The organism is Nitrosomonas sp. JL21, from assembly GCF_009833095.1.
Taxonomy (GTDB): domain Bacteria; phylum Pseudomonadota; class Gammaproteobacteria; order Burkholderiales; family Nitrosomonadaceae; genus Nitrosomonas.
In genome coordinates this window covers 18745-37844 of the sequence record NZ_QRCB01000006.1, presented here as the reverse complement: position 1 = coordinate 37844, position 19100 = coordinate 18745, and the positions used below count along the sequence as shown (strand labels likewise).

14 protein-coding genes and 1 tRNA gene are annotated in these 19100 nt (G+C 49.0%); 5 read left to right on the top strand and 10 right to left on the bottom strand.

Annotated elements, in window-relative coordinates:
- Nucleotides 1–72: 72 nt before the first annotated feature.
- A complete protein-coding gene (gene yut, locus ABF87_RS02735) occupies nt 73–1056 on the top strand; it encodes an urea transporter (RefSeq protein WP_160827605.1) in 984 nt (327 codons plus the stop codon).
- A 174-nt stretch (nt 1057–1230) separates the two neighbouring features.
- Here yut and nikR read toward each other — a convergent pair whose 3' ends face one another.
- Together nikR and ABF87_RS02725 are read right to left on the bottom strand one after the other, a co-directional pair.
- The gene (gene nikR / locus ABF87_RS02730) at nt 1231–1692 is read right to left on the bottom strand and encodes a nickel-responsive transcriptional regulator NikR (RefSeq protein ID WP_160827604.1); all 462 of its coding nucleotides are present in this window, start codon (nt 1690–1692) and stop codon (nt 1231–1233) included.
- A 98-nt stretch (nt 1693–1790) separates the two neighbouring features.
- Nucleotides 1791–3812, bottom strand: a complete 2022-nt coding sequence (locus ABF87_RS02725) for a TonB-dependent receptor (RefSeq protein WP_205012650.1) — start codon at nt 3810–3812, stop codon at nt 1791–1793.
- A 179-nt stretch (nt 3813–3991) separates the two neighbouring features.
- Between ABF87_RS02725 and ABF87_RS02720 the strand changes: the two genes are divergently transcribed.
- The 4 genes from ABF87_RS02720 to ABF87_RS02705 all read left to right on the top strand — a co-directional run bounded on the left by ABF87_RS02720 (nt 3992) and on the right by ABF87_RS02705 (nt 8181).
- Nucleotides 3992–4960 carry a metal ABC transporter substrate-binding protein gene (locus tag ABF87_RS02720; RefSeq protein WP_160827602.1) on the top strand — a complete coding sequence of 323 codons (969 nt, stop codon included), beginning with the start codon at nt 3992–3994 and terminating at the stop codon, nt 4958–4960.
- Nucleotides 4938–5744 (top strand): metal ABC transporter ATP-binding protein, encoded by an 807-nt coding sequence (locus tag ABF87_RS02715; RefSeq protein WP_160827601.1) that lies wholly within the window; start codon nt 4938–4940, stop codon nt 5742–5744. Before ABF87_RS02720 ends, ABF87_RS02715 begins: the two co-directional genes overlap by 23 nt.
- Nucleotides 5745–5751: 7 nt before the next feature.
- The gene (locus tag ABF87_RS02710; protein WP_160827600.1) at nt 5752–6567 is read left to right on the top strand and encodes a metal ABC transporter permease; all 816 of its coding nucleotides are present in this window, start codon (nt 5752–5754) and stop codon (nt 6565–6567) included.
- A 333-nt stretch (nt 6568–6900) separates the two neighbouring features.
- Nucleotides 6901–8181, top strand: coding sequence for a response regulator (locus ABF87_RS02705; RefSeq protein WP_160827599.1), 1281 nt, complete (start codon nt 6901–6903; stop codon nt 8179–8181).
- A gap of 29 nt (nt 8182–8210) precedes the next feature.
- On the opposite strand, the gene ABF87_RS02700 is transcribed toward ABF87_RS02705, so the two are convergent.
- From ABF87_RS02700 to hrpA, 8 genes are all read right to left on the bottom strand, one after another.
- Nucleotides 8211–8287: transfer RNA gene (locus ABF87_RS02700), tRNA-Val, on the bottom strand.
- 132 nt (nt 8288–8419) lie between these two features.
- On the bottom strand, nt 8420–9205 hold the full coding sequence (locus ABF87_RS02695; protein WP_160827598.1) for an aldolase: 786 nt from the start codon (nt 9203–9205) through the stop codon (nt 8420–8422).
- Between the two features lie 79 nt (nt 9206–9284).
- Complete coding sequence (locus ABF87_RS02690; protein ID WP_160827597.1) at nt 9285–9689, bottom strand: RNA-binding S4 domain-containing protein; 405 nt, start codon at nt 9687–9689, stop codon at nt 9285–9287.
- A 4-nt stretch (nt 9690–9693) separates the two neighbouring features.
- Nucleotides 9694–10929, bottom strand: a complete 1236-nt coding sequence (locus tag ABF87_RS02685; protein ID WP_160827596.1) for a bifunctional alpha/beta hydrolase/OsmC family protein — start codon at nt 10927–10929, stop codon at nt 9694–9696.
- Between the two features lie 114 nt (nt 10930–11043).
- On the bottom strand, nt 11044–12096 hold the full coding sequence (locus ABF87_RS02680; RefSeq protein WP_160827595.1) for a TIGR03032 family protein: 1053 nt from the start codon (nt 12094–12096) through the stop codon (nt 11044–11046).
- A 409-nt stretch (nt 12097–12505) separates the two neighbouring features.
- Nucleotides 12506–14449 (bottom strand): integrin alpha, encoded by a 1944-nt coding sequence (locus ABF87_RS02675; RefSeq protein WP_240143490.1) that lies wholly within the window; start codon nt 14447–14449, stop codon nt 12506–12508.
- A 414-nt stretch (nt 14450–14863) separates the two neighbouring features.
- On the bottom strand, nt 14864–15211 hold the full coding sequence (smbP, locus tag ABF87_RS02670; protein ID WP_160827593.1) for a small metal-binding protein SmbP: 348 nt from the start codon (nt 15209–15211) through the stop codon (nt 14864–14866).
- 90 nt (nt 15212–15301) lie between these two features.
- Entirely contained in the window at nt 15302–19066 is a 3765-nt protein-coding gene (hrpA, locus tag ABF87_RS02665; protein WP_160827592.1) for an ATP-dependent RNA helicase HrpA, read from the bottom strand.
- Nucleotides 19067–19100 lie beyond the last annotated feature (34 nt).

Sequence of the window (19100 nt, the reverse complement as noted above, 5' to 3'; positions counted from 1 at the left end):
AGTTGCCAGGATTTTTAAAACATACCGCTGATTCATCAATATATTTACACTATACCTGAGGAATCGATCATCATGGATGGATCTTTATCAATCGACAAAGCACTGCCAAGACCACTACGTGTAATTTTAAGGGGTGTCGGGCAAGTATTTTTCTGCTGCAATGCGGTCACGGGCCTTGTTTTTCTGATAGCGCTCTATATCGGGGGGATCACTGCCGGACTTGCTGCGACAGTGGGTGTCATCAGCAGCACGGTTGCTGCTTACTTATTGGGTTTTTCGGAAGATGACATCGATGCCGGGCTCTATGGTTTCAACGGTACGCTAGTAGGTCCCTGTCTATTCCTATTCCTGGAGAATACGCCGCAACTCTGGCTGTTCGTGGTATTGGCTTCGGTGGTGTCTACAGTTGTGCTTGCAGCGTTGATGAGAATTTTACAGCCTTATAATATACCGGCCTCCACGTCGCCGTTTGTCCTGACCTGTTGGATGTTCATGATCGCAGTATACTCATTCGATATGTTCTCACGCGGACCGGTATTGCCAGCGCCAGCAATTCCAGCCGAGATTACTGCCGCATCAGCAGTTCCTATGGAATTTTCAGCCATGACTCAAGAGACTGCGGTTGCTTGGCTTACTGCAATCACCAAAGGCATAGGCGAAGTGATGTTCGCAGATAGTGTGATCGTCGGCATTCTATTCCTGGTCGGTATTGCCATCACCTCATTGCGCGGGGCGCTGATGGCATTAGGCGGAGCAATAGTGGGCGTGGTCATTCCCGTTATCTTGGGCGCCGATAAGACGCTCATTCAAATGGGACTCTATGCCTTCAATCCTGTTCTCACCATGATGGCGGTAGGATGGGTTTTTCTGAAACCCACGACAGGAAGCGCAATCCTCGCGTTATTGGCCGGAATAGTAACCATCATCTGTCAAGCTGGATTGGCCAATTTTCTTGCCCCTCTCGGGTTACCGACGCTCACATTTCCTTTTGTTTTAGTGATGTGGATGTTTTTATTTGCCGCCAGCAAATCCAAATATTGGGCTCATACGCCTTAACTTGGGAAATTCTGAAAAACCATTGGGCTCGGGTCATGGTGCACTGGAATAGATTTCACATGCTCATTCTCATCGAATATCCCTGAACTGCGCTTTCTTTCTGATGCCGCTTTGCGTGGTCGCTATGTGCTGTTTTAGAATTTCCTCAACATCAGCAAGCAATTTTAGATTGACTCAAGTCAGCGGACTGCAGTGGGTATGTGGAACTGTAGAATGCGCGTGAAGCTCCTGCGATAACTCAATGGGAACAATATGCAATTTGCCATGCCGTACGCCATTGGTGGCGATGACCCGATGGGCAAAGAGCCTAACATCCTGGATCGTGCCGCGCAATATGACAACCTCGAGACAATTATCATGATCCATGTGGACATGCATGCAGGATAACGTTAAATCATGATGATGATGATGGGCTGAAGTGACTTGACTGGCCAAATCTCTTTGGTGGTGATTGAAAATATAACTGAGCGTCGCAATGCAGTACCCCTTGTTATCTTTTTCGAGGCGCGAGTTTTCAAGGTAATCTCGAATGAGGTCACGGATAGCTTCTGAGCGATTATCATAACCACGGGCTTGGGAAATCGTATCAAATTGCTCAAATAACTGATCATCCATTGAAATCGTAAACCGCTCCATAAGCACTCCTCAGAAAATTTCATTCCAAAAATCATTGCCTCATCATAAGCACTAAAATATCTTCCAACAAGCATTTAAATTTCAAATAATCTCAGGAATTAAAAATTCGCCGTCAAATTGACGCGTAGCGATCGGCTTTCAATCGGATGGAAGTGAATATCGCTGACACCGGCGCTGCGTTCACCCGGAAGCCGGGAAGAATAATAATAATCGATGGCGTGAGCATGCGTGTTCAGCAAATTGAATCCTTGCACGATCAGGCGGGCATTCTTGCCGATTTTATAGCCGATCTGACCATTTAGCGTCACGGTATGATTTGATTGCACACTATTATCCTCAATCAAAGGGCGTTTCCCAAAATAGCGGAATTGCATGCCGGCAAACAATGGCCCAACGTTGTCTACAGAAACTGCCAATTTTCCTACCCCTTGGATCGCTCCCGGAATATGATTGCCGCTGGCATCAGCATCAGTAAACCGGGCTCGGGCAAGGGCGTAATCGATATCAATCGTCAGCCAATCAGTCGGCATGTAAAACATCGAGGCTTCGAACCCCTCCCGTCTACTGGGGCGACTGGCTTCAGTGGTACCGGCATCGCCGACAAATAGTAATTCAGAATCGAGATCAAGCCGAAACGCAGCAAAAGAAGCCTGTAAGCCCTGCACAAAAGCCGTGCGAACCCCAATCTCATATCCCGTCGAACGGACGAGCGGATTGACCCGGCTCATCGGATCTCCTGTTTTAGGATCTACCGTCGATGTCGTGCCACGCGCGTCATTGCTGTGAAATCCGCTGCCGTAATTAAAATAGAATTCGGTGTGTGCCCATGGTCCCAGAATCACACTCAGCTTGGGGTTGGTCATGCTATCGAAGCGCCTTCCCGAATTGGCGTTCAACGTGCTATTGACATCAAACCAATAATAATCCGAGCGCACACCGGCTACAGTACGAAATTTCTCCAACCATTGAATGCTGTTCTGATAATACAGGCCCACACTGTTCTGGTTGATGTGGTCGCGACGTGTAGTGGATAAAATGGTGCGCGCTTTGGTGCTCAATAATCCGTTATCGATAACATCGTTTTGAAACTGAATCCCTATCATATGCTCGATTTCAGATCCCTTGAGCGTATGAGACCAGAGATGATTGACATTCATCGCCGATTGAAAGCGCTTATCAATCTGGGAGAACTGGTCACCATTGACGGGATCTTCCAAAAAATAAGTAAAATTTGAAAACAACGCTAAATTGCTATGGAGCGTATAGAGATTCATCTGAGTGATCCCATAACGGCTGATATGCTGCAATGCGCCAGAAAGGCTGAAACGATGGGATTCACCGCCGCTACTCGGATCGATTGTACCAAGCCGTGGAATAATGCCTGCTGCGACAGCCCGAACCGGAATCTGATCGGTTGAATTCCAATTGCCGCCATAGCCCATGGCTGTTACATTCAATTTGGTTGAACCGCTATCCTGGCTATAGCGTAATAAAGCGTTAAATTTCTTGTAATCCTCGTGCTTGACCCATGGGCCATCCTTGGTCAGCAATTCCACTGCATACAGTACATTTCCAGCACCCGCTGCATGTGATTTGGCAATTAATCCACGCATGAATCCTTGCTGTCCCAGACCATAACTGAGTATCCCTTGCGGCAATTTATCGACATAACTCAAGCTGACCGCGCCTGCTGAAGAGAAATCACCTTGGTTCGCATAGTATGGGCCTTTTAAGTACTGCAAATTACCCAGCAATTCCGGGATGATGAAATTGGTATCCGCCCACCCCTGACCATGACCATGCGAACGCTGGTTGACCAGCATGCCGTCCACGGTGATCCGCACATCCGTGCCATGATCCAGATTGAAACCCCGCAGAAAATATTGATTCGCCTTCCCTTCCCCGCTGTGCTGGGTAACAATCAACCCAGGCACGGTTTCGAGCAATTCTCCTGGACGATACACTGTGCGAGAGTCGAGTTGCTGTTTCAGCACAGTGCCTTCATTGGCGGAGTTGGCGGTACCGATCAGCTCCCGCGCATTCGAACGGATGACCATTTCCTTGAGTGTCGGCACTCCCGCAGCACTTGAGACAATCGGCAACCCCAGTAAAGTAAGCATGCAATTGTTCACGCACTGCTTAAGTAAACTGCCAAACCTTGCGATTTCGACCATGTTCATTTCCCCCAAAATTCACATACCTAATAGCTGTAAAGCTTTGAGAGTTCTTATAGTAAACTAGAATGTGATAAATAATTTTATTTTCACACACTACATGACCATTCGAAGGAACTCCAGAAATGAAACGCTTCATTCATTGCATTGCACAATGTCTGTTAATTGCGTCGATATTCATATTTTTGAATTCATCATTCGCAGCTGAAACGCGTGAGAAACTCACCATCGTTTCGACAGTCGCCCCTATTACCAATATAGTCAGAAATATCGGCGGTACCCATGTCCGTGTAGTCGGAATCGTTCCGGATGGCATCGATTCGCATACCTTCGAGCCCATCCCTTCGGATATCAAAATCTTGCAGGTAGCCGACATGATCATCATGAATGGGCTTGATCTGGAGTTGCCAGCGCTGAAATTGGCTGAAAAGGTCAAAAATCCCAACACTCCGATTTTGTTGCTGGGGAATCTAACGCTGAAGAAGGAAGATTGGCAGTATGACTTCAGTTTTCCACGCGAACACGGACATCCCAATCCTCATCTGTGGCTCAATGTTGAATTGGTGAAACGATATGCAGATATCATTCATGAAAGCTTGGCTGAGCTTGATCCAGCCCATCAGCTCGATTATCAAAAAAACACCTTGGCCTATCTCAACAAATTGGAAAGGCTCGATGAGGCAATTTTCAAATGCGTTGATACGATTCCGGTCAACCATCGGAAACTGGTCACTTATCATGATTCCTTTGCATATTTCGCGCCTCGGTATGGGATGACGGTCATCGCCGCCGTGCAACCTGCAGATTTTTCCGAACCCGGCCCGCAGGAAGTCATTCGCATTATTAAACACATCAAGGAAGCCGGCATACCTGCGATATTCGGCTCAGAAGTGTTTCCCAGCAAGGTAATGGAACAAATCGCACGTGAAGCCAAGGTCAACTTCATTGATCAGCTTTCCGATGATGAACTACCGGCTCCACCCAATCATTCCTATATTGGCATGATGGCTCGTAACGTAGCTATCATGACAGAAGCACTCAAAGGTAATTCCACCTGCATGGCGCACGTCGATGCAAAAAACATTCCATTCTGATGTGCCATCAAATCCAGCCATCTCCTTGACTGATATCACTGCAGGCTATGAGCGATGCATCGTATTGAGCGATCTCTCGTTGACGATCGCCACCGGTCAACTTGCGGGCATCGTGGGTCCTACGGCCAGCGGAAAGTCGACATTGCTCAGAATCATTTTGGGCATTCATCCCGTCAATTCTGGCCAAATTCGCTTATTCAACAAGCCGGCGAACAAAATTCATCCGGGAACCGTCGGTTACGTGCCACAACTGAGCAGCGTCGATTGGAATTTCCCAGTCACTGTCGAAGAAGTGATCGCGATGGGACTCAACACCCATGGACGCGTCATGCCGTGGCTCAACAAACAAGAACGCGCCACTATTCAGTCGCTTGCCAGTCGTTTAGGGGTGGAAAACTGCTTGAAAAACCATATCAGCGATACTTCTGGAGGACAACGGCAACGCACATTCCTGGCGCGGGCATTGATAAACAACCCGCAATTACTGATATTGGATGAGCCAACCTCAGGCGTCGATATCAAGACTCAGCATGAAATACTCCACCTGCTGAATGACCTCAATCGGGAAGGAATGACCATCCTATTGACCACGCATGACTTGAATGCGGTTGCTTCACATCTACCCTGGGTCATCTGTTTCAATCGAAGCGTCATCGCGCAGGGCCGGCCTGCAGATATTTTTACCAATGACATTCTGACCCAAACTTACGGCGGCGATATCGTCATCGTCAAGCATCAAGGTCACTTGCTAATCGCCAATAGTACGCCGCTTGATTTTGGATAAGACATGCATGGAATTTCTTCTCGAGCCTCTTGAATATGAATTTTTCCGCAATGCTTTGATGGCTGCATTCGTGACCGGTGTATCCAATGGGTTGATCGGCGTTTACGTGGTATTGCGTGGAATGAGCTATGTTGGTCATGGATTGGCTCATGCGGCCATTGGCGGAGCCGTCATGGCCGCGGCACTGAATCTGAACTTTTATTTGGGGGCCTGCGCAATGGGCGTATTGGCGGCGCTGATCATCGATATCATTACTAAAAATAACAAAATCAAACTGGATGCTGCGATCGGCATTGTTACCACGGCGATGTTTGCATTGGGTGTGGCAATGGTCAGTACATTGAAGAATTTCCGGCAAAACTTTGAGGCAGCTTTATTTGGCAATATTCTCGGAATTACCGGATCCGATCTGCTGCTCATCGGAATGGTGGGGTTGGTGACTCTTGTCGTCATGTTCTTTAGTTATCGGTCACTATTGTTTTCTACCTTCGATCCTGAAGCTGCCCAGATCTTCGGGGTCAAGAGAAAATCCGTGCAATTGTTGTTTTCATTGCTGCTGACATTCTCTGTCATAGCGTCGTTGAACGTCATCGGTGTCACGTTGGTGGCCGCCACGCTCATTGCCCCTGCCATGACAGCCCGAATGTTGACAGATAGTTTTGGCAGAATGCTGTTGTATTCTGGCATCTTAGGCGCAACCAGCAATGTGATCGGCATGTATTTGAGTTACATGCTCAATGTAGCTTCAGGAACAACGATCGTTTTGTTCAGCGCACTCGTATTTGTTCTGTCGTTAATGATAAAACCCTTCCGGGGCCACTAAATATTCATCGTTTGATCATATTCATCACACGGCAGGATAGTCGTTGCTCGCTTCTTTCTCTCATATTTCCCCTGATTCATAAAAATTTTTCTAAAAAAATCGATTGCTATGTCGCTATACCTATTTAATTTATAGCGCGGCTAGTTTCTAAGGAAACTCTGAAAAAAGTAACGAGCGACAGTCAGGCAAGGCGAAATCAGATGAAAACGCACAGCTTACGAATGTAAATGAGCATTTTGAGTCTGATTTAGGCTCAACATAACTGAGCGCAGTGGTTTTTCAGAGTTTCCCTCACTTTCGATAAGGCAATTGGGAACCCGGGAGCAGTCAATTATGGAAGGATTGATCGTCGAACCCTCCAGAACATATCAAAAACTTTTATCCTCAGCGATCGAATCAGGCGGATTGAAAACCAAGCAGGTATCGTCCGGGAGTGAAGCGCTGGCGTTATTGGAGACAAACTCGTTCGATCTCGTTTTTGTTGCAATGCACTTGCAAGATATGGATGCGCCTAGGTTTTCCTCACATATTCGATCCAATTCCCAAACTCAGCAAGTTCCGATCATCATGGTCACCTCCAATGACGACAAGAAGTTGCTAGATGAAGCATTTTCAGCCGGCATATCTGAAATATTTGCTAAACATGAATTAGATAAGATCACAAACTTTGCCGCACAATTTTCGAGAAAGAAATCCAGCGGAGCAATGGCCGGACGTATTTTATATATTGAGGAGAGTCCGTCTGCAGCAAACCTGACATTATCCGTTTTAACGGAAAATGGCTTTACGGTTGACCATTGCAGCACAGGTGAACAGGGCCTCGAAGCCTTTGAAAAAAATGCCTATGATCTTGTGCTTACGGATGTAATGTTGAAGGGAAAATTGAACGGCTACGGTACCCTTAAAGCAATACGGCAGCTTGATGAAAATCAGCAACAATCCGTACCCTTATTGGTATTTTCGGTTCTGGATGATGTGGCGCACAAGGTCGAATTACTGCGCTTGGGTGCTGCTGATTACGTGACCAAGCCATTGATTGAGGAGGAACTGCTTGCCAGGATCCATACATTGATTCTCAATAAGCAATTACGCGAAAAATCGGCTACGCAGCAACATCTCCTGCAGGAGTTGGCGCTCAAGGATCCATTGACTGGACTGTACAATCGCTATTTTTTGCTGGAAGCTGCCGCGTCAAAAATGCGCGAAGCAACGCGGCACAGCATTCCCTGCAGCTTGATTCTGATCAATCCTGACAAATTTCAATGGATTAATAAACAGCATGGTCATACAAAAGGCGATGCAATTCTGAAAAAAATAGCTTCGCTGCTCACTCAATCCATTCGCCGAGAAGATATTACCGCTCGTTACGATGGTGAAGAGTTTGCGGTACTGCTCTCGCACTGCAATGTTTACAATGCGACTATCATTGCAGAAAAACTTCGCAAATCGATTGAAAATTTATGTCCAGCCGGTGTGGATATCACGGCAAGTTTTGGCGTGGCGGAAATAATGCCGGACTCATCCGGAAATTTTTCTGAATTATTGGATGCTGCCAGAAATGGCGTTGTCCTGGCTCAAACGAGTGGTGGCAATCAAGTCATAACCCATCAGTGAAAAGCCAAGTCAAGCGCATGATCAGAGCTTGGTAGGCGCGATTGGACTCGAACCAACGACCCCCACCATGTCAAGGTGGTGCTCTAACCAGCTGAGCTACGCGCCTAGGAAGTGCGGATTCTAACCGAAACAGCCAGCTGGTACAATTGATATCTGCATACGCCGCAAAAATGTCGTTAGCTGATGAGCCATTAAACTGATGACTTGGTTAGAAATGGTTCAAGGAATGGGAATGCAATTATTCCAAACATTCTACGTTCCTTCTCAAACTGCGGCGCGCGTAATAAGCAAAACCCACCGCGCTGCGTTGTCCCCGCAAGATCCAATCATGCGCTTCGCGTCCTAAATCCGGAGCTATGGGTTTGATTTGTCCTGCAGATGCCGCCAGCAATTGCATACGCGCTGCGCGTTCAAAAGCAAGCGCCAATAAGCAGGCTTCTTCGATACTCGAACAAGCGATCAGCAAGCCGTGGTGGGCCAGTAACAAAGCACGTTTGTTGCCGATCGCCACGGAAATCATTTCACCTTCTTCGTTTCCAACCGGCACACCCGGCCAGTCAGGTAGAAATGCCACGTCATCATACAACACGCAATTATCCATATGCGAGATCTCCAATGGCACCTCCAGCATGCTCAGCGCAGCCGTATGTATTGCATGAGTATGAATGATGCATTGCACGTCAGGTCGCGCGCGGTACAGCCATGAATGAAAACGGTTAGCGGGATTGGCCATTCCCTCTCCCTGCAAAACCTCCAGATCTTCATTCACCAGCAAAAGATTACTGGCGCAAATCTCATCAAAACCATAACCGAGCCGCTGCGTCAGATAGGTTCCCGGAACCTCGCCACGCGCAGTAATTTGCCCTGCCAAACCTGAATCATGTCCGTTATCAAATAAAATACGGCAGGTCAACGCCAGCTTCTGCGCCGGCGTGTAATCCAAACCGTGTAAGTGCTGATCCATCTGCACAAAAGATTGCTGAATCAACTGGTCCTTATTCAGGCTAAAAGTATCATTGCTCATTTTTGATCTCTCTCAAAGGTATCTTCAGGATAGGTATGTGGAAAGCTCAGGAAAACAGCCATTACATTTGCTTGCAGGCTCAATATTCATCCCGGTCGGAAATGAATTGCTCAATTTTGCGTCGATTACGTTTGGTGGGCCGGCCTCGGGTGAGCAGTGCTTGAGGCTGCGCTTTGAGGCGGGCAATCATTGATTCGCGCTGTGTCTTGCTTTCATCCGTCTCGCGGTAAAGCTGCTGGGCCTGAGGTGCGGATCCACGCTTATTCGACAGCGCCAATACCTCGATGACATACTGAACACTGCCGATTCGAATGGTGAGCATATCACCCACAGCCACGGTCTTCGCTGGCTTCACGCGCTGGTCATTCAAGCTAACCCGGCCGCGTTCAACAGCCTCCGCCGCCAATGACCGTGTCTTGAAAAAACGCGCAGCAAACAGCCATTTATCGATTCGGAACTTTTCAATGGAATCATCTGATTGCATTACCCTATGCATCCATCAGGCTGGTATTGATCTGAATCTTACTGTTTAACGTCTTATGCACAGGGCAAGCATTCGCTATTTCCAACAACCGGGTGCGCTGCTTCTCATCCAGATGACCGGTCAACTGAATGACTCGGGTGATCACATCGATTTGCTGCGGATGTTCATCACAGCCGGCGCAATCATTTGCGTGAATTCGATCATGATGCAATTCAACCTGAATGTCCTGCAAGTCGATTTGCTTGTGATTCGCATACATGCGCAATGTCATCGATGTACAGCTGCCTAGTGCGGCAAGCAGCAATTCGTAGGGATTGAACCCCAAATCGGTACCACCCAGCGCAATCGGTTCATCACTGATCAGGCGATGATGCGACGTCAGAATCTCGCGCGTGAATTTTTTGTCGCATTCACGCACGATCACGCTGCCTGGCTGAATGACTGGCACGTCGGTAGCGTTCTCTTTCACGGCCGCCTGTTCAACCGTCAAATAACGGCCCACCCATGCAGACAACACGTTCGCTACATAATAAGCATCTTTCGAATCCGACAGCAAATGATCGGCATGATCCAGCGACACAAAGCTTTTCGGATGCTTCGCAGCAGTATAGATTCGCGCTGCTTCATCAATCGAAACGATCGTATCGGCAGGGGAATGAAAAATTAACAATGCTTTGTTCAGTGCGTGGATGTGCGCGACGGAATTGTATTTTTCCAGATCCTCGATGAATTGACGGCGGATATTGAATGCCCTTCCGCCAAGTTGCACCTCCACTGAGGATTGTTGTGTTAATTGATGATAGGAATCTGCAAATAAGTGCTTGAGATGCGCCGCCGTCGCCGGCGCGCCGATGGTAGCGACCGCTTTCACGGCGACAAGCTCCTGAGCTGCCGCCAGTACCGCTGAACCACCGAGGCTATGCCCGATCAGCAAAGATGGCGCAGCATAATGATCTTCGAGATACTGCGCGGCTGCCAACAGGTCCTGCACATTGGAAGAAAAGTTGGTATGGGAAAATTCGCCGCTGCTGTCTCCCAGTCCGGTAAAATCAAACCGCAAAACGGCAATGCCTTGGCTGGCCAGAGCGCACGTGATCCAGGTCGCGGCAGGATTATTTTTTGAACAGGTAAAGCAATGCGCAAACAACGCATAGGATTTAATCGGGCCGGATGGTATCTCCAGCACACCAGCCAGCGATTCGCCCTGTGGATTCTTGAATGTTACCACCGCTTGCGACACTGATTTCTCACTCCTTACAACCGCGCCTGGACGATACTATCGTTCAAGTTATCGTTCTGCATTTCAAGGGTAATTCCTTTAATAAATTCCCATAGTTATCACGATATGAATCCTTTACGTTTCGATGCTCAGCACGCGGCGAATTTCATCCGTTTTGAATCCAAGTGCCATCGGTCGGCGTATCTGCGGTAGCGTAATCACGTCATAGAGTTCATTCACCACGCCTTCCATGCGCAACCAATGCACGATATCGCCGGTACGAAGATCAATGATCTGCACCCCGCAGCGTGCTTCGGCATTGCGCGACTTCAAATGATCATCGAGTGCAAGACCACTGAAGGTTTTATTATGGCGCGGCTTAGATAGACCTACGAGGGCGAAATGCCCATGAAAACTCAGGCCACGCATATAGCCCGGGCAAAAGCATACCGATTCAAATCGCCCAGTGGCCAGATCAACATAGCCAAAATCTCCTGTTCCGGAATTGAGCAGCCACAATTTATCGTTATACCAGCGCGGCGAATGCGGCATCGACAAACCGGTGCATACAATGTCATTACTCGTGACATTGATGACGATCCCGCCACTCATGCGATGCTCGCGCCATCCATCGGCGACATCGGATTGACTGACTGCCGTCACATACGCCGGTTGACCATCCTTCATCGCCAGACCGTTCAAATGACACCGATCTTCAGCCGCAAGCTTGCTGATGAAGGGCGGTTGCCACAGCGGCTTGAAGCTGTGCGTTTCGCTCAAGGTCGCTAAACAGCCGAACAATGTATTCACAAATACCAAACGCCCATCCCGATTCACCGCCATGTCATGAATATCGAGATCGCCTGTAGTGTAGCCAATCTGAGGCACATATAACCGGTCGAAACCGTCTTGCTGTTGGCCGGGCTCAAACACATTCTCGAAACGCCACACCTGATACAAACTGCTCATGTACAGCCCATTGGAAGTTGCGCACAAGCCCATGCACCGATTGAAACTGCGCTCAAAAACCGATAATCCATTGTCTGGCTTCAATCCGATGAAATACAATTTGCCGATCTGATAAGTGGTCAGTGCGATTGAAAGCCGTTGCTCAGCAAGCCACGACAACATCTGACGGGAAGTACTGATTTCAAGTGTAGGCTTAACCTCTGCTTCATTCGTATCCATTGAAGATCCTGATTCTGAATTCATTCATTAATCCATCGTTATTTGAGTGACTCGTTCTCTGCAAGCTTTTTAAGCGACTATGCTCGGTCATGAGATATTGACACAAGCTCAACACGCCAATATTGGCACCGGAAATTTTCCGTGACCGAAAATAAGCAGGAATTGACTATACTCTCAATTGAATTGAAGTAAAGCAACGCAGGGCTACTTCTTGAGTCTCTCCTGACGGTTTAATTAAGAGTGGAAATTGAAGCAGATGATTATATTGATGCCAAAAGGCTACAGCTACCCAGCTAATTCACTTCATCAAAAGAGAATCTGACCGCTCTTGTTTGGCTCCGGGCATTGCCGAGTTCATGAATGCTCACTCACCACTGCGCAGACCGGAGCTAAAGCGGTTAGATCAAATCTAGATGAAATCAGTAGTTACGTTCAGACCAACCAGCAATATCGCATCACCACTGGTAAAGGTATGCAGGCTTCCATTGATTCCCCCATCTTCCCAGCCGCTAGCCAACCCTACGATGCGATCACCGGCATTTCCCAAAATCTTCAAGGTATTGCTACTATCTGACAAATTAATCACATCCGTTGCAGTGAGCGTGAGAGTATTATCGCCAGACCCATACAAAAAGATGGTTTCAATGCCGCTGATCTTGCCTGCCGCATTCGCTAGATCAAGATTGAGCTCTTTGTTGCCCAGACCCAACGTATCGTCACCTTCCCCACCCTCGACTAGTGCAAAGTCTAAATTGCCAACACGAATATAGTCATTGCCGGCACCGGCGTGAAATATATCGGCTCCGCCCCGCCCGATCAATGTGTCGTTTCCGTCGCCGGCTTCAAACCGTTCGGCCAAATTCGTGCCGATTAGCTGGTCATCGCCCGGGGTACCCTGTAACACGGGTTCATTGATCGAGGAATTTCCACCCAAAACGATATAGCTCGAACCGGATTCTTCTCCATGCGGATCAGCGCCCGACGCACCGATGATCACATCATCAAATCCGTCATTATTGACATCACCCGCGCTGCTGACTGCACTGCCTGAAAAATCATTCGATGCAACCCCTTCGAACCGAATGCCCAGCGTTTCATCGAAATTGGTGAGATCCAAGGTAGCGCCAAATCCGCTAGCCTTGCCATATACCAAATAACTGACGCCTGCTTGGCTGTTTACATCGACACCCTGAAAGCGTTCGCCAACGATCAGGTCGTCAAATCCGTCAGCGTTGACGTCACCAGCGCCACTGATCACAAAAAACGTCGTCGGCAAGATAAAGTTAAAACCATTCGTGCCATCGAGCGCCGTGACATCGACGACGGCATCGAATCCCGAATTCTTACCGAATACGACATGATTTCCAGCGATCAAATCGTCAAACCCGTCGCCATTGATATCCCCCGCGTCATTGAATGACTGCTGGGTACCGCGCAATTGAAAGCCATTGCTGCCATTCAGGCTCAGCACATCTATCGATGCATTGAAGCCGGCGGCATTGCCAAAAACTACGTAACTGTTATCTCCATAGTATCCATCGGCACTGATGATCACATCATCGAATCCATCCCCATTAATATCTCCGGCGCTGCTGACCGCAGCCCCCAAATGGTCGCCCCCGATACCTTCGACCCGGAACCCATCCACGCCGGTCAAACTGGATAGTTGCAATGCGGCGCTGAAGCCCGACGCTTTTCCGAATACCACATAGGCATCACCCGATGAACGAGCGTTATCTTCGGGAGTATATGAAAATGGATCGGGAGCGCCGATGATCAAATCACCAAATCCATCGCCGTTCACATCTCCTGCATTGCTGACGATATGGCCGGATGCATTGATGGCTGATCGCCCATCGAGGCGGAAGCCATTGCTGCCGTCGAGTTGGGATAAATCCATGACAGGATTGAATCCTGTCGACTGTCCGAATACCACGTAGCTCGCGCCGGTTCCCATGCTAAAACCATAACTTGTACTGCTACGGTCGGTCAAACGCGCACCGATGATGATATCCTCAAGGCCATCGCCATTGACATCGCCTGCAGTACTGACGGATGCGCCCAGCCGTTCAAACTGCCCGGTGCCATCCAGACGGAAACCATTGCTGCCATCCAGACTCGTCAGATCCACTTCTGCAACCGTACCTGATGCCGTGCCAAACACTACATAGCTTGAGCCTGATTCGGTACCATTCAGATTGCTTTTCCAAGTTCCGATGATGACATCATCAAAGCCATCTCCATTGATATCCCCGGCATTGCTCACTGAATTGCCCACGGCATCATACGGTAATGCCCCATCCACACGATAACCATTGCTGCCATTCAGATCGGATAAATTAATCGTTGTCATAATCAAGAGTTCCTTGTAAAAGATAAGTCATTAAAATCAAAACGCAAAACCAGCATGCATCTAGGAGATAAGGTTACTCATTACATTTGTAAGAAAAGCGACAAATACTACGTGGTAAACATCGTGCTGACAATCAGATAAATTCTCTTTTTGCTGAAAAATTTCATTTCTTATTCCAATTGAGAATATAAAAATAGACAGTTGGGCAGGAATCAGATGTCATTGAACGAAATGCGGCAAAGCTTGATACTTCTCACCTATGGGCAAAGTTCAGTCCATAAGCCATCGTGATCGCTCAATTAAAGTCGTCCTTCACTTGCTGGGAATCCGTTCAGAATTTCAGCACGCTCAGTGAATTCTGATTACCTTCGTAATCGTTCAATTCGCATGAGCAAACGGCTCATTGACTGATGCTTATTTTCGAACTTCCTTGAAATGAATCATTGCGCCTCGTGCGGCTTTTCTTGCAGAATCATCCGCCTCGAACTTTCCATTCCTGATGGCTTGCTCCAGGCTGACAATGCCAACCGCTAAATGAATTCGGTCCGCTGATGAAATATTATGTTGATTCTGCGCCAGGAGTGCGTGATTTTTTGCTGTCTCAGAGTGTTTTACAATGGTTTCGCCATCATCCGCAATGACCGCCGCTTCAGCGTAGCGAATAGCCTGATGCAGATGGTTTTCCACACCGCATGCCGACAGTATGGATCCAGCAAACAGCCACCAAAGGCCACAATACATCGCTCTGCATGAACGCATCATTGAAATTTCCGATCTTACCTGACAAAAAAATCATTATAGGAACGCACAGCTACTGCCATGCCTCGAAAAGACTTGGGAATATGCCCCATTTCAAGCATGCACGCTATCCCAGAGCTTTTGCAAACGCTTAATGGAAATGGGGTAAGGCGTTTTTAATTCCTGCGCAAAGAGAGACACTCGCAATTCTTCGATGTTCCAACGAAATTCGAGCAGATGCTCATCGCTTACGCCGCTGGCGCGATGCTTTTCCAGGCGCTGCAGATATTGTTGCCACAACGCATTGACTTCCCGGCCATTCGTTTCATCGCGCCCAGGGTTATTGACAAATTTCTCGGTTCTTACTGACATACCTTTGATGTAGCGAGGAAATTGCTGCAGATTCTGCCAGGGCGTTTGACTGAGGAAACCCGGATAAACCAAATATTCAATCTGCCCGGCCAATTCATTCTTGATTCTGCTCACGCGGACATTACTCATTTTACCGACCAGAATTTGATATTCAGCGCCGATTTCCTGTAACAGCCGGGCGAGCGCAGCGGCCACCTCCGGCAAGCGATTTCTTGCCCGCTGACACTGCGCGGCAAATTCGGCTTCTGTGCGCGGCAGCGGATCATTGTTCAACAATGCCCGTTCAATGATGACGCTCAGCATGTCCTGCTTCAGATCACCCGGCTGTATGCAAGCTGCCAATTGCAGGCTTGCTTGCCTGAGCCCAGGCAGATTTTTTTCGAATTGCCTGAGCTGTTCCTTCAGCGCCAAGCACAACAAGCGCCGAACGCCCAGGCGCATTGCCGCATTCGCTGCAACTTGCGTGTCGAATAAGCGGATGGCAGTGCTATCCGTTTGATCCACCAGCGCAGGATAACCGGTCAACCGCTGATGATTACGCTGAAAGGCGATGTCTAACGGCAAATCGCCAAAATCCCAACGGGTAATATGGTCCCGTTCGATGCTGACTTTCTCGCTCGTCTCGCCACGTGACACAAATGTCATCTGCGCAGCTTTGCCCAGATGAGCCTGCAGTTCAGACAAATCACGGCTCATCGCCATATCCTGACCGGTATCGTCGACGATTTGGACATTCATCAGCAAATGTGCAGGCATTTCCTTGACTTGCCACGTTCCAGCCGGAACAGTCAGCGTAGTTTTACTGAGCACGAATGCAGCCAACGCATCGAGCAATGACGTGTCCGGCATGGCATCCAAATGCGCCTGTAAAAATTCCGTCACCGTGTCCGGCAAGGGCACCAGCATGCGCCGAATCTGCTTCGGCAGTGCCTTGAGCAGCCAAGTGATCTTTTCGCGTATGAGACCCGGGACCACATAATCGATCTGTTTCGGATCAAGACGATTCAATAGCGGCAGAGGCACCCGGACTGTCACGCCATCCAACGGATGACCGGGATCAAAGCGATACTTGAGCGCTAACACGCTGCCGTCCGGTAATGCCAGCGTTTCTGGAAATTGCACATCAGTAATGCGATCGGCCTGATGCCGCATCAGCGATTCGCGATTCAGATACAGCACATGAGGATTGTTCTGCTCAGCCTGCTTGCGCCATTGCTCAAAACCCGCACCATTAATGACCTTCTCAGGAATCAGCGCATCATAAAAAGCGAAAATTTCCTCCTCATCAACCAATACATCCTGGCGCCGCGCTTTATGTTCGAGTTCTTCGATGTCATGGATAAGATGCTGGTTATGCGCAAAGAAAGGCGCTTGAGTGAGATATTCTCCTGACACCAGCGCCGAGCGGATAAAAATCTCCCGTGCTTCCCGGGGATTGATCGGTCCGTAATGCACCGGTCGCTTCGGCACGATCGTCAAGCCATACAATGTGACTCGTTCATACGCCACCACTTGTGCCCGTTTCTTTTCCCAATGCGGCTCAAAGTAATGTTTTTTGCACACATTGCCGGCCATTTTTTCCAGCCAGGATGGCTCGATCTTGGCCACACAGCGCGCATACAATTTGCTGGTTTCGACCAATTCTGCAGCCACCACCCACTTTACTTTGGCTTTTTTCAGCACTGAGCCGGGAAAAATAGCAAACTTGATCCCGCGTGCACCCAGGTATTCGCCTTCCTTTTCGGTTTTGAAGCCAATATTGCCTAATAACCCAGTCAGTAACGCACGATGGATCTCCTCATATTTGGCAGGTACTTCATTGGCTCTGAAACCCAGTTCGCTCATCAAGACCTGCAACTGTCCATGAATCTCGCGCCATTCGCGCAGCCGACGGTAGGACAAAAACTGCTCGCGACAGTACGCAATCAATTTTCGCGTGGATTTCTTGTGTTTCAACAGATCGTCAAAAAAATTCCACAGCTTCAGGTAAGCGAGAAAGTCAGAATGCTCATCCCGGAAACGCCGATGCGCGTCGTCAGCCGCTGCCTGATGTTCAAAGGGCCGGTCGCGCGGATCTTGCACACTCAGCGCCGACGCAATGATCAGGATCTCATGCAGGCAGTTTTCCTGTTTCGCCGCCAGAATCATGCGCGCAATTTTGGGATCCAATGGAAATTTTGCCAGACGCCAACCGATCGAAGTCAGTTGCCGACTGTCATCCACTGCGCCCAATTCCGCCAGTAACTGATAGCCATCGGCGATCATGCGCGGCGGCGGCGGTTGCAAAAACGGAAAATTCTCGACATCGCCGATTTTGAGCGATTGCATGCGCAAAATGACGGCGGCCAGCGATGAGCGCAAAATTTCCGGATCGGTAAATTCTGCGCGACCCTGATAATCCAGTTCGGAATACAAACGAATACACACGCCATTCGCGACGCGCCCACAGCGCCCGGCGCGCTGATTGGCAGAGGCTCGCGATATTTTTTCCACCAGCAGTTGCTCGACTTTGTTGCGGTAACTATAGCGGTTGATCCGCGCCAACCCGGTATCGATCACATAGCGGATGCCGGGCACTGTCAAGGAAGTCTCGGCCACATTGGTAGCCAGTACGATGCGGCGCGTATTGCCGGTCTGAAACACACGCTCCTGCTCGGCAAACGACAGCCGTGCAAATAACGGCAGAATTTCGACACCGAGAAAACCCGGCCGAGCTCGATCAAAATGGTGCTTGCGCAGAGTTTCTGCCGTTTCCCGAATCTCCCGTTCCCCCGGCAAAAACACCAGAATGTCCCCCGGCCCGGTCGCGACCAGTTCATCGACGGCATTCGCAATGGCGCGCTGTCCATCATCCTCTTCGTCATCGTCCACACCGATGGAACGATACAACACTTCAACCGGATACATCCGGCCAGTCACTTCAATGACCGGTGCATCGTTGAAATGCCGGGAAAAGCGCTGCGCATCGATAGTGGCAGAAGTCACGATCAATTTAAGATCCGACCGCTGGGACAGCAGTTGCTTGATGTAGCCGATCAGGAAATCGATGTTCAGGCTGCGCTCGTGCGCTTCGTCGATGATCAGCGTGTCATACGACTGCAATAATGGATCACTCTGCGTTTCCGCCAGCAGAATGCCATCGGTCATCAGCTTGACATAGCTGTCCGGATTGATTTTGTCAGCAAACCGCACTTTATAGCCCACCGCTTGGCCGACCGGACTATCCAATTCCGAGGCGATACGCGCTGCGACCGTTCGTGCGGCAATGCGTCGTGGCTGCGTATGGCCGATCAAGCCTTGAACGCCGCGCCCGAGTTCCAGGCAAATCTTGGGAATCTGCGTCGTTTTGCCCGAACCGGTTTCACCGCAAATGATCACCACCTGATGTTGCTCAATCGCCCGCTTGATTTCTTCACGGCGCGCGTTGACCGGTAATTCTTCGGAAAAGACAGGCTTAGGCAAATGCGCAAGCCGCCGGGCAATCATCTCAGGGGAAAGTTTTTTCATTGAATTCAGAATCGGATCAATTGTCATTGATTTT

What these genes read in the sequence shown, in the direction of transcription:
- yut (WP_160827605.1), top strand. Translation starts at nt 73, where the DNA reads ATGGATGGATCTTTATCAATCGACAAAGCACTGCCAAGACCACTACGT.
- nikR (WP_160827604.1), bottom strand. Translation starts at nt 1,692, where the DNA reads ATGGAGCGGTTTACGATTTCAATGGATGATCAGTTATTTGAGCAATTT.
- ABF87_RS02725 (WP_205012650.1), bottom strand. Translation starts at nt 3,812, where the DNA reads ATGCTTACTTTACTGGGGTTGCCGATTGTCTCAAGTGCTGCGGGAGTG.
- ABF87_RS02720 (WP_160827602.1), top strand. Translation starts at nt 3,992, where the DNA reads ATGAAACGCTTCATTCATTGCATTGCACAATGTCTGTTAATTGCGTCG.
- ABF87_RS02715 (WP_160827601.1), top strand. Translation starts at nt 4,938, where the DNA reads ATGCAAAAAACATTCCATTCTGATGTGCCATCAAATCCAGCCATCTCC.
- ABF87_RS02710 (WP_160827600.1), top strand. Translation starts at nt 5,752, where the DNA reads ATGGAATTTCTTCTCGAGCCTCTTGAATATGAATTTTTCCGCAATGCT.
- ABF87_RS02705 (WP_160827599.1), top strand. Translation starts at nt 6,901, where the DNA reads ATGGAAGGATTGATCGTCGAACCCTCCAGAACATATCAAAAACTTTTA.
- ABF87_RS02695 (WP_160827598.1), bottom strand. Translation starts at nt 9,205, where the DNA reads ATGAGCAATGATACTTTTAGCCTGAATAAGGACCAGTTGATTCAGCAA.
- ABF87_RS02690 (WP_160827597.1), bottom strand. Translation starts at nt 9,689, where the DNA reads ATGCAATCAGATGATTCCATTGAAAAGTTCCGAATCGATAAATGGCTG.
- ABF87_RS02680 (WP_160827595.1), bottom strand. Translation starts at nt 12,096, where the DNA reads ATGGATACGAATGAAGCAGAGGTTAAGCCTACACTTGAAATCAGTACT.
- ABF87_RS02675 (WP_240143490.1), bottom strand. Translation starts at nt 14,449, where the DNA reads ATGACAACGATTAATTTATCCGATCTGAATGGCAGCAATGGTTATCGT.
- smbP (WP_160827593.1), bottom strand. Translation starts at nt 15,211, where the DNA reads ATGATGCGTTCATGCAGAGCGATGTATTGTGGCCTTTGGTGGCTGTTT.
- hrpA (WP_160827592.1), bottom strand. Translation starts at nt 19,066, where the DNA reads ATGAAAAAACTTTCCCCTGAGATGATTGCCCGGCGGCTTGCGCATTTG.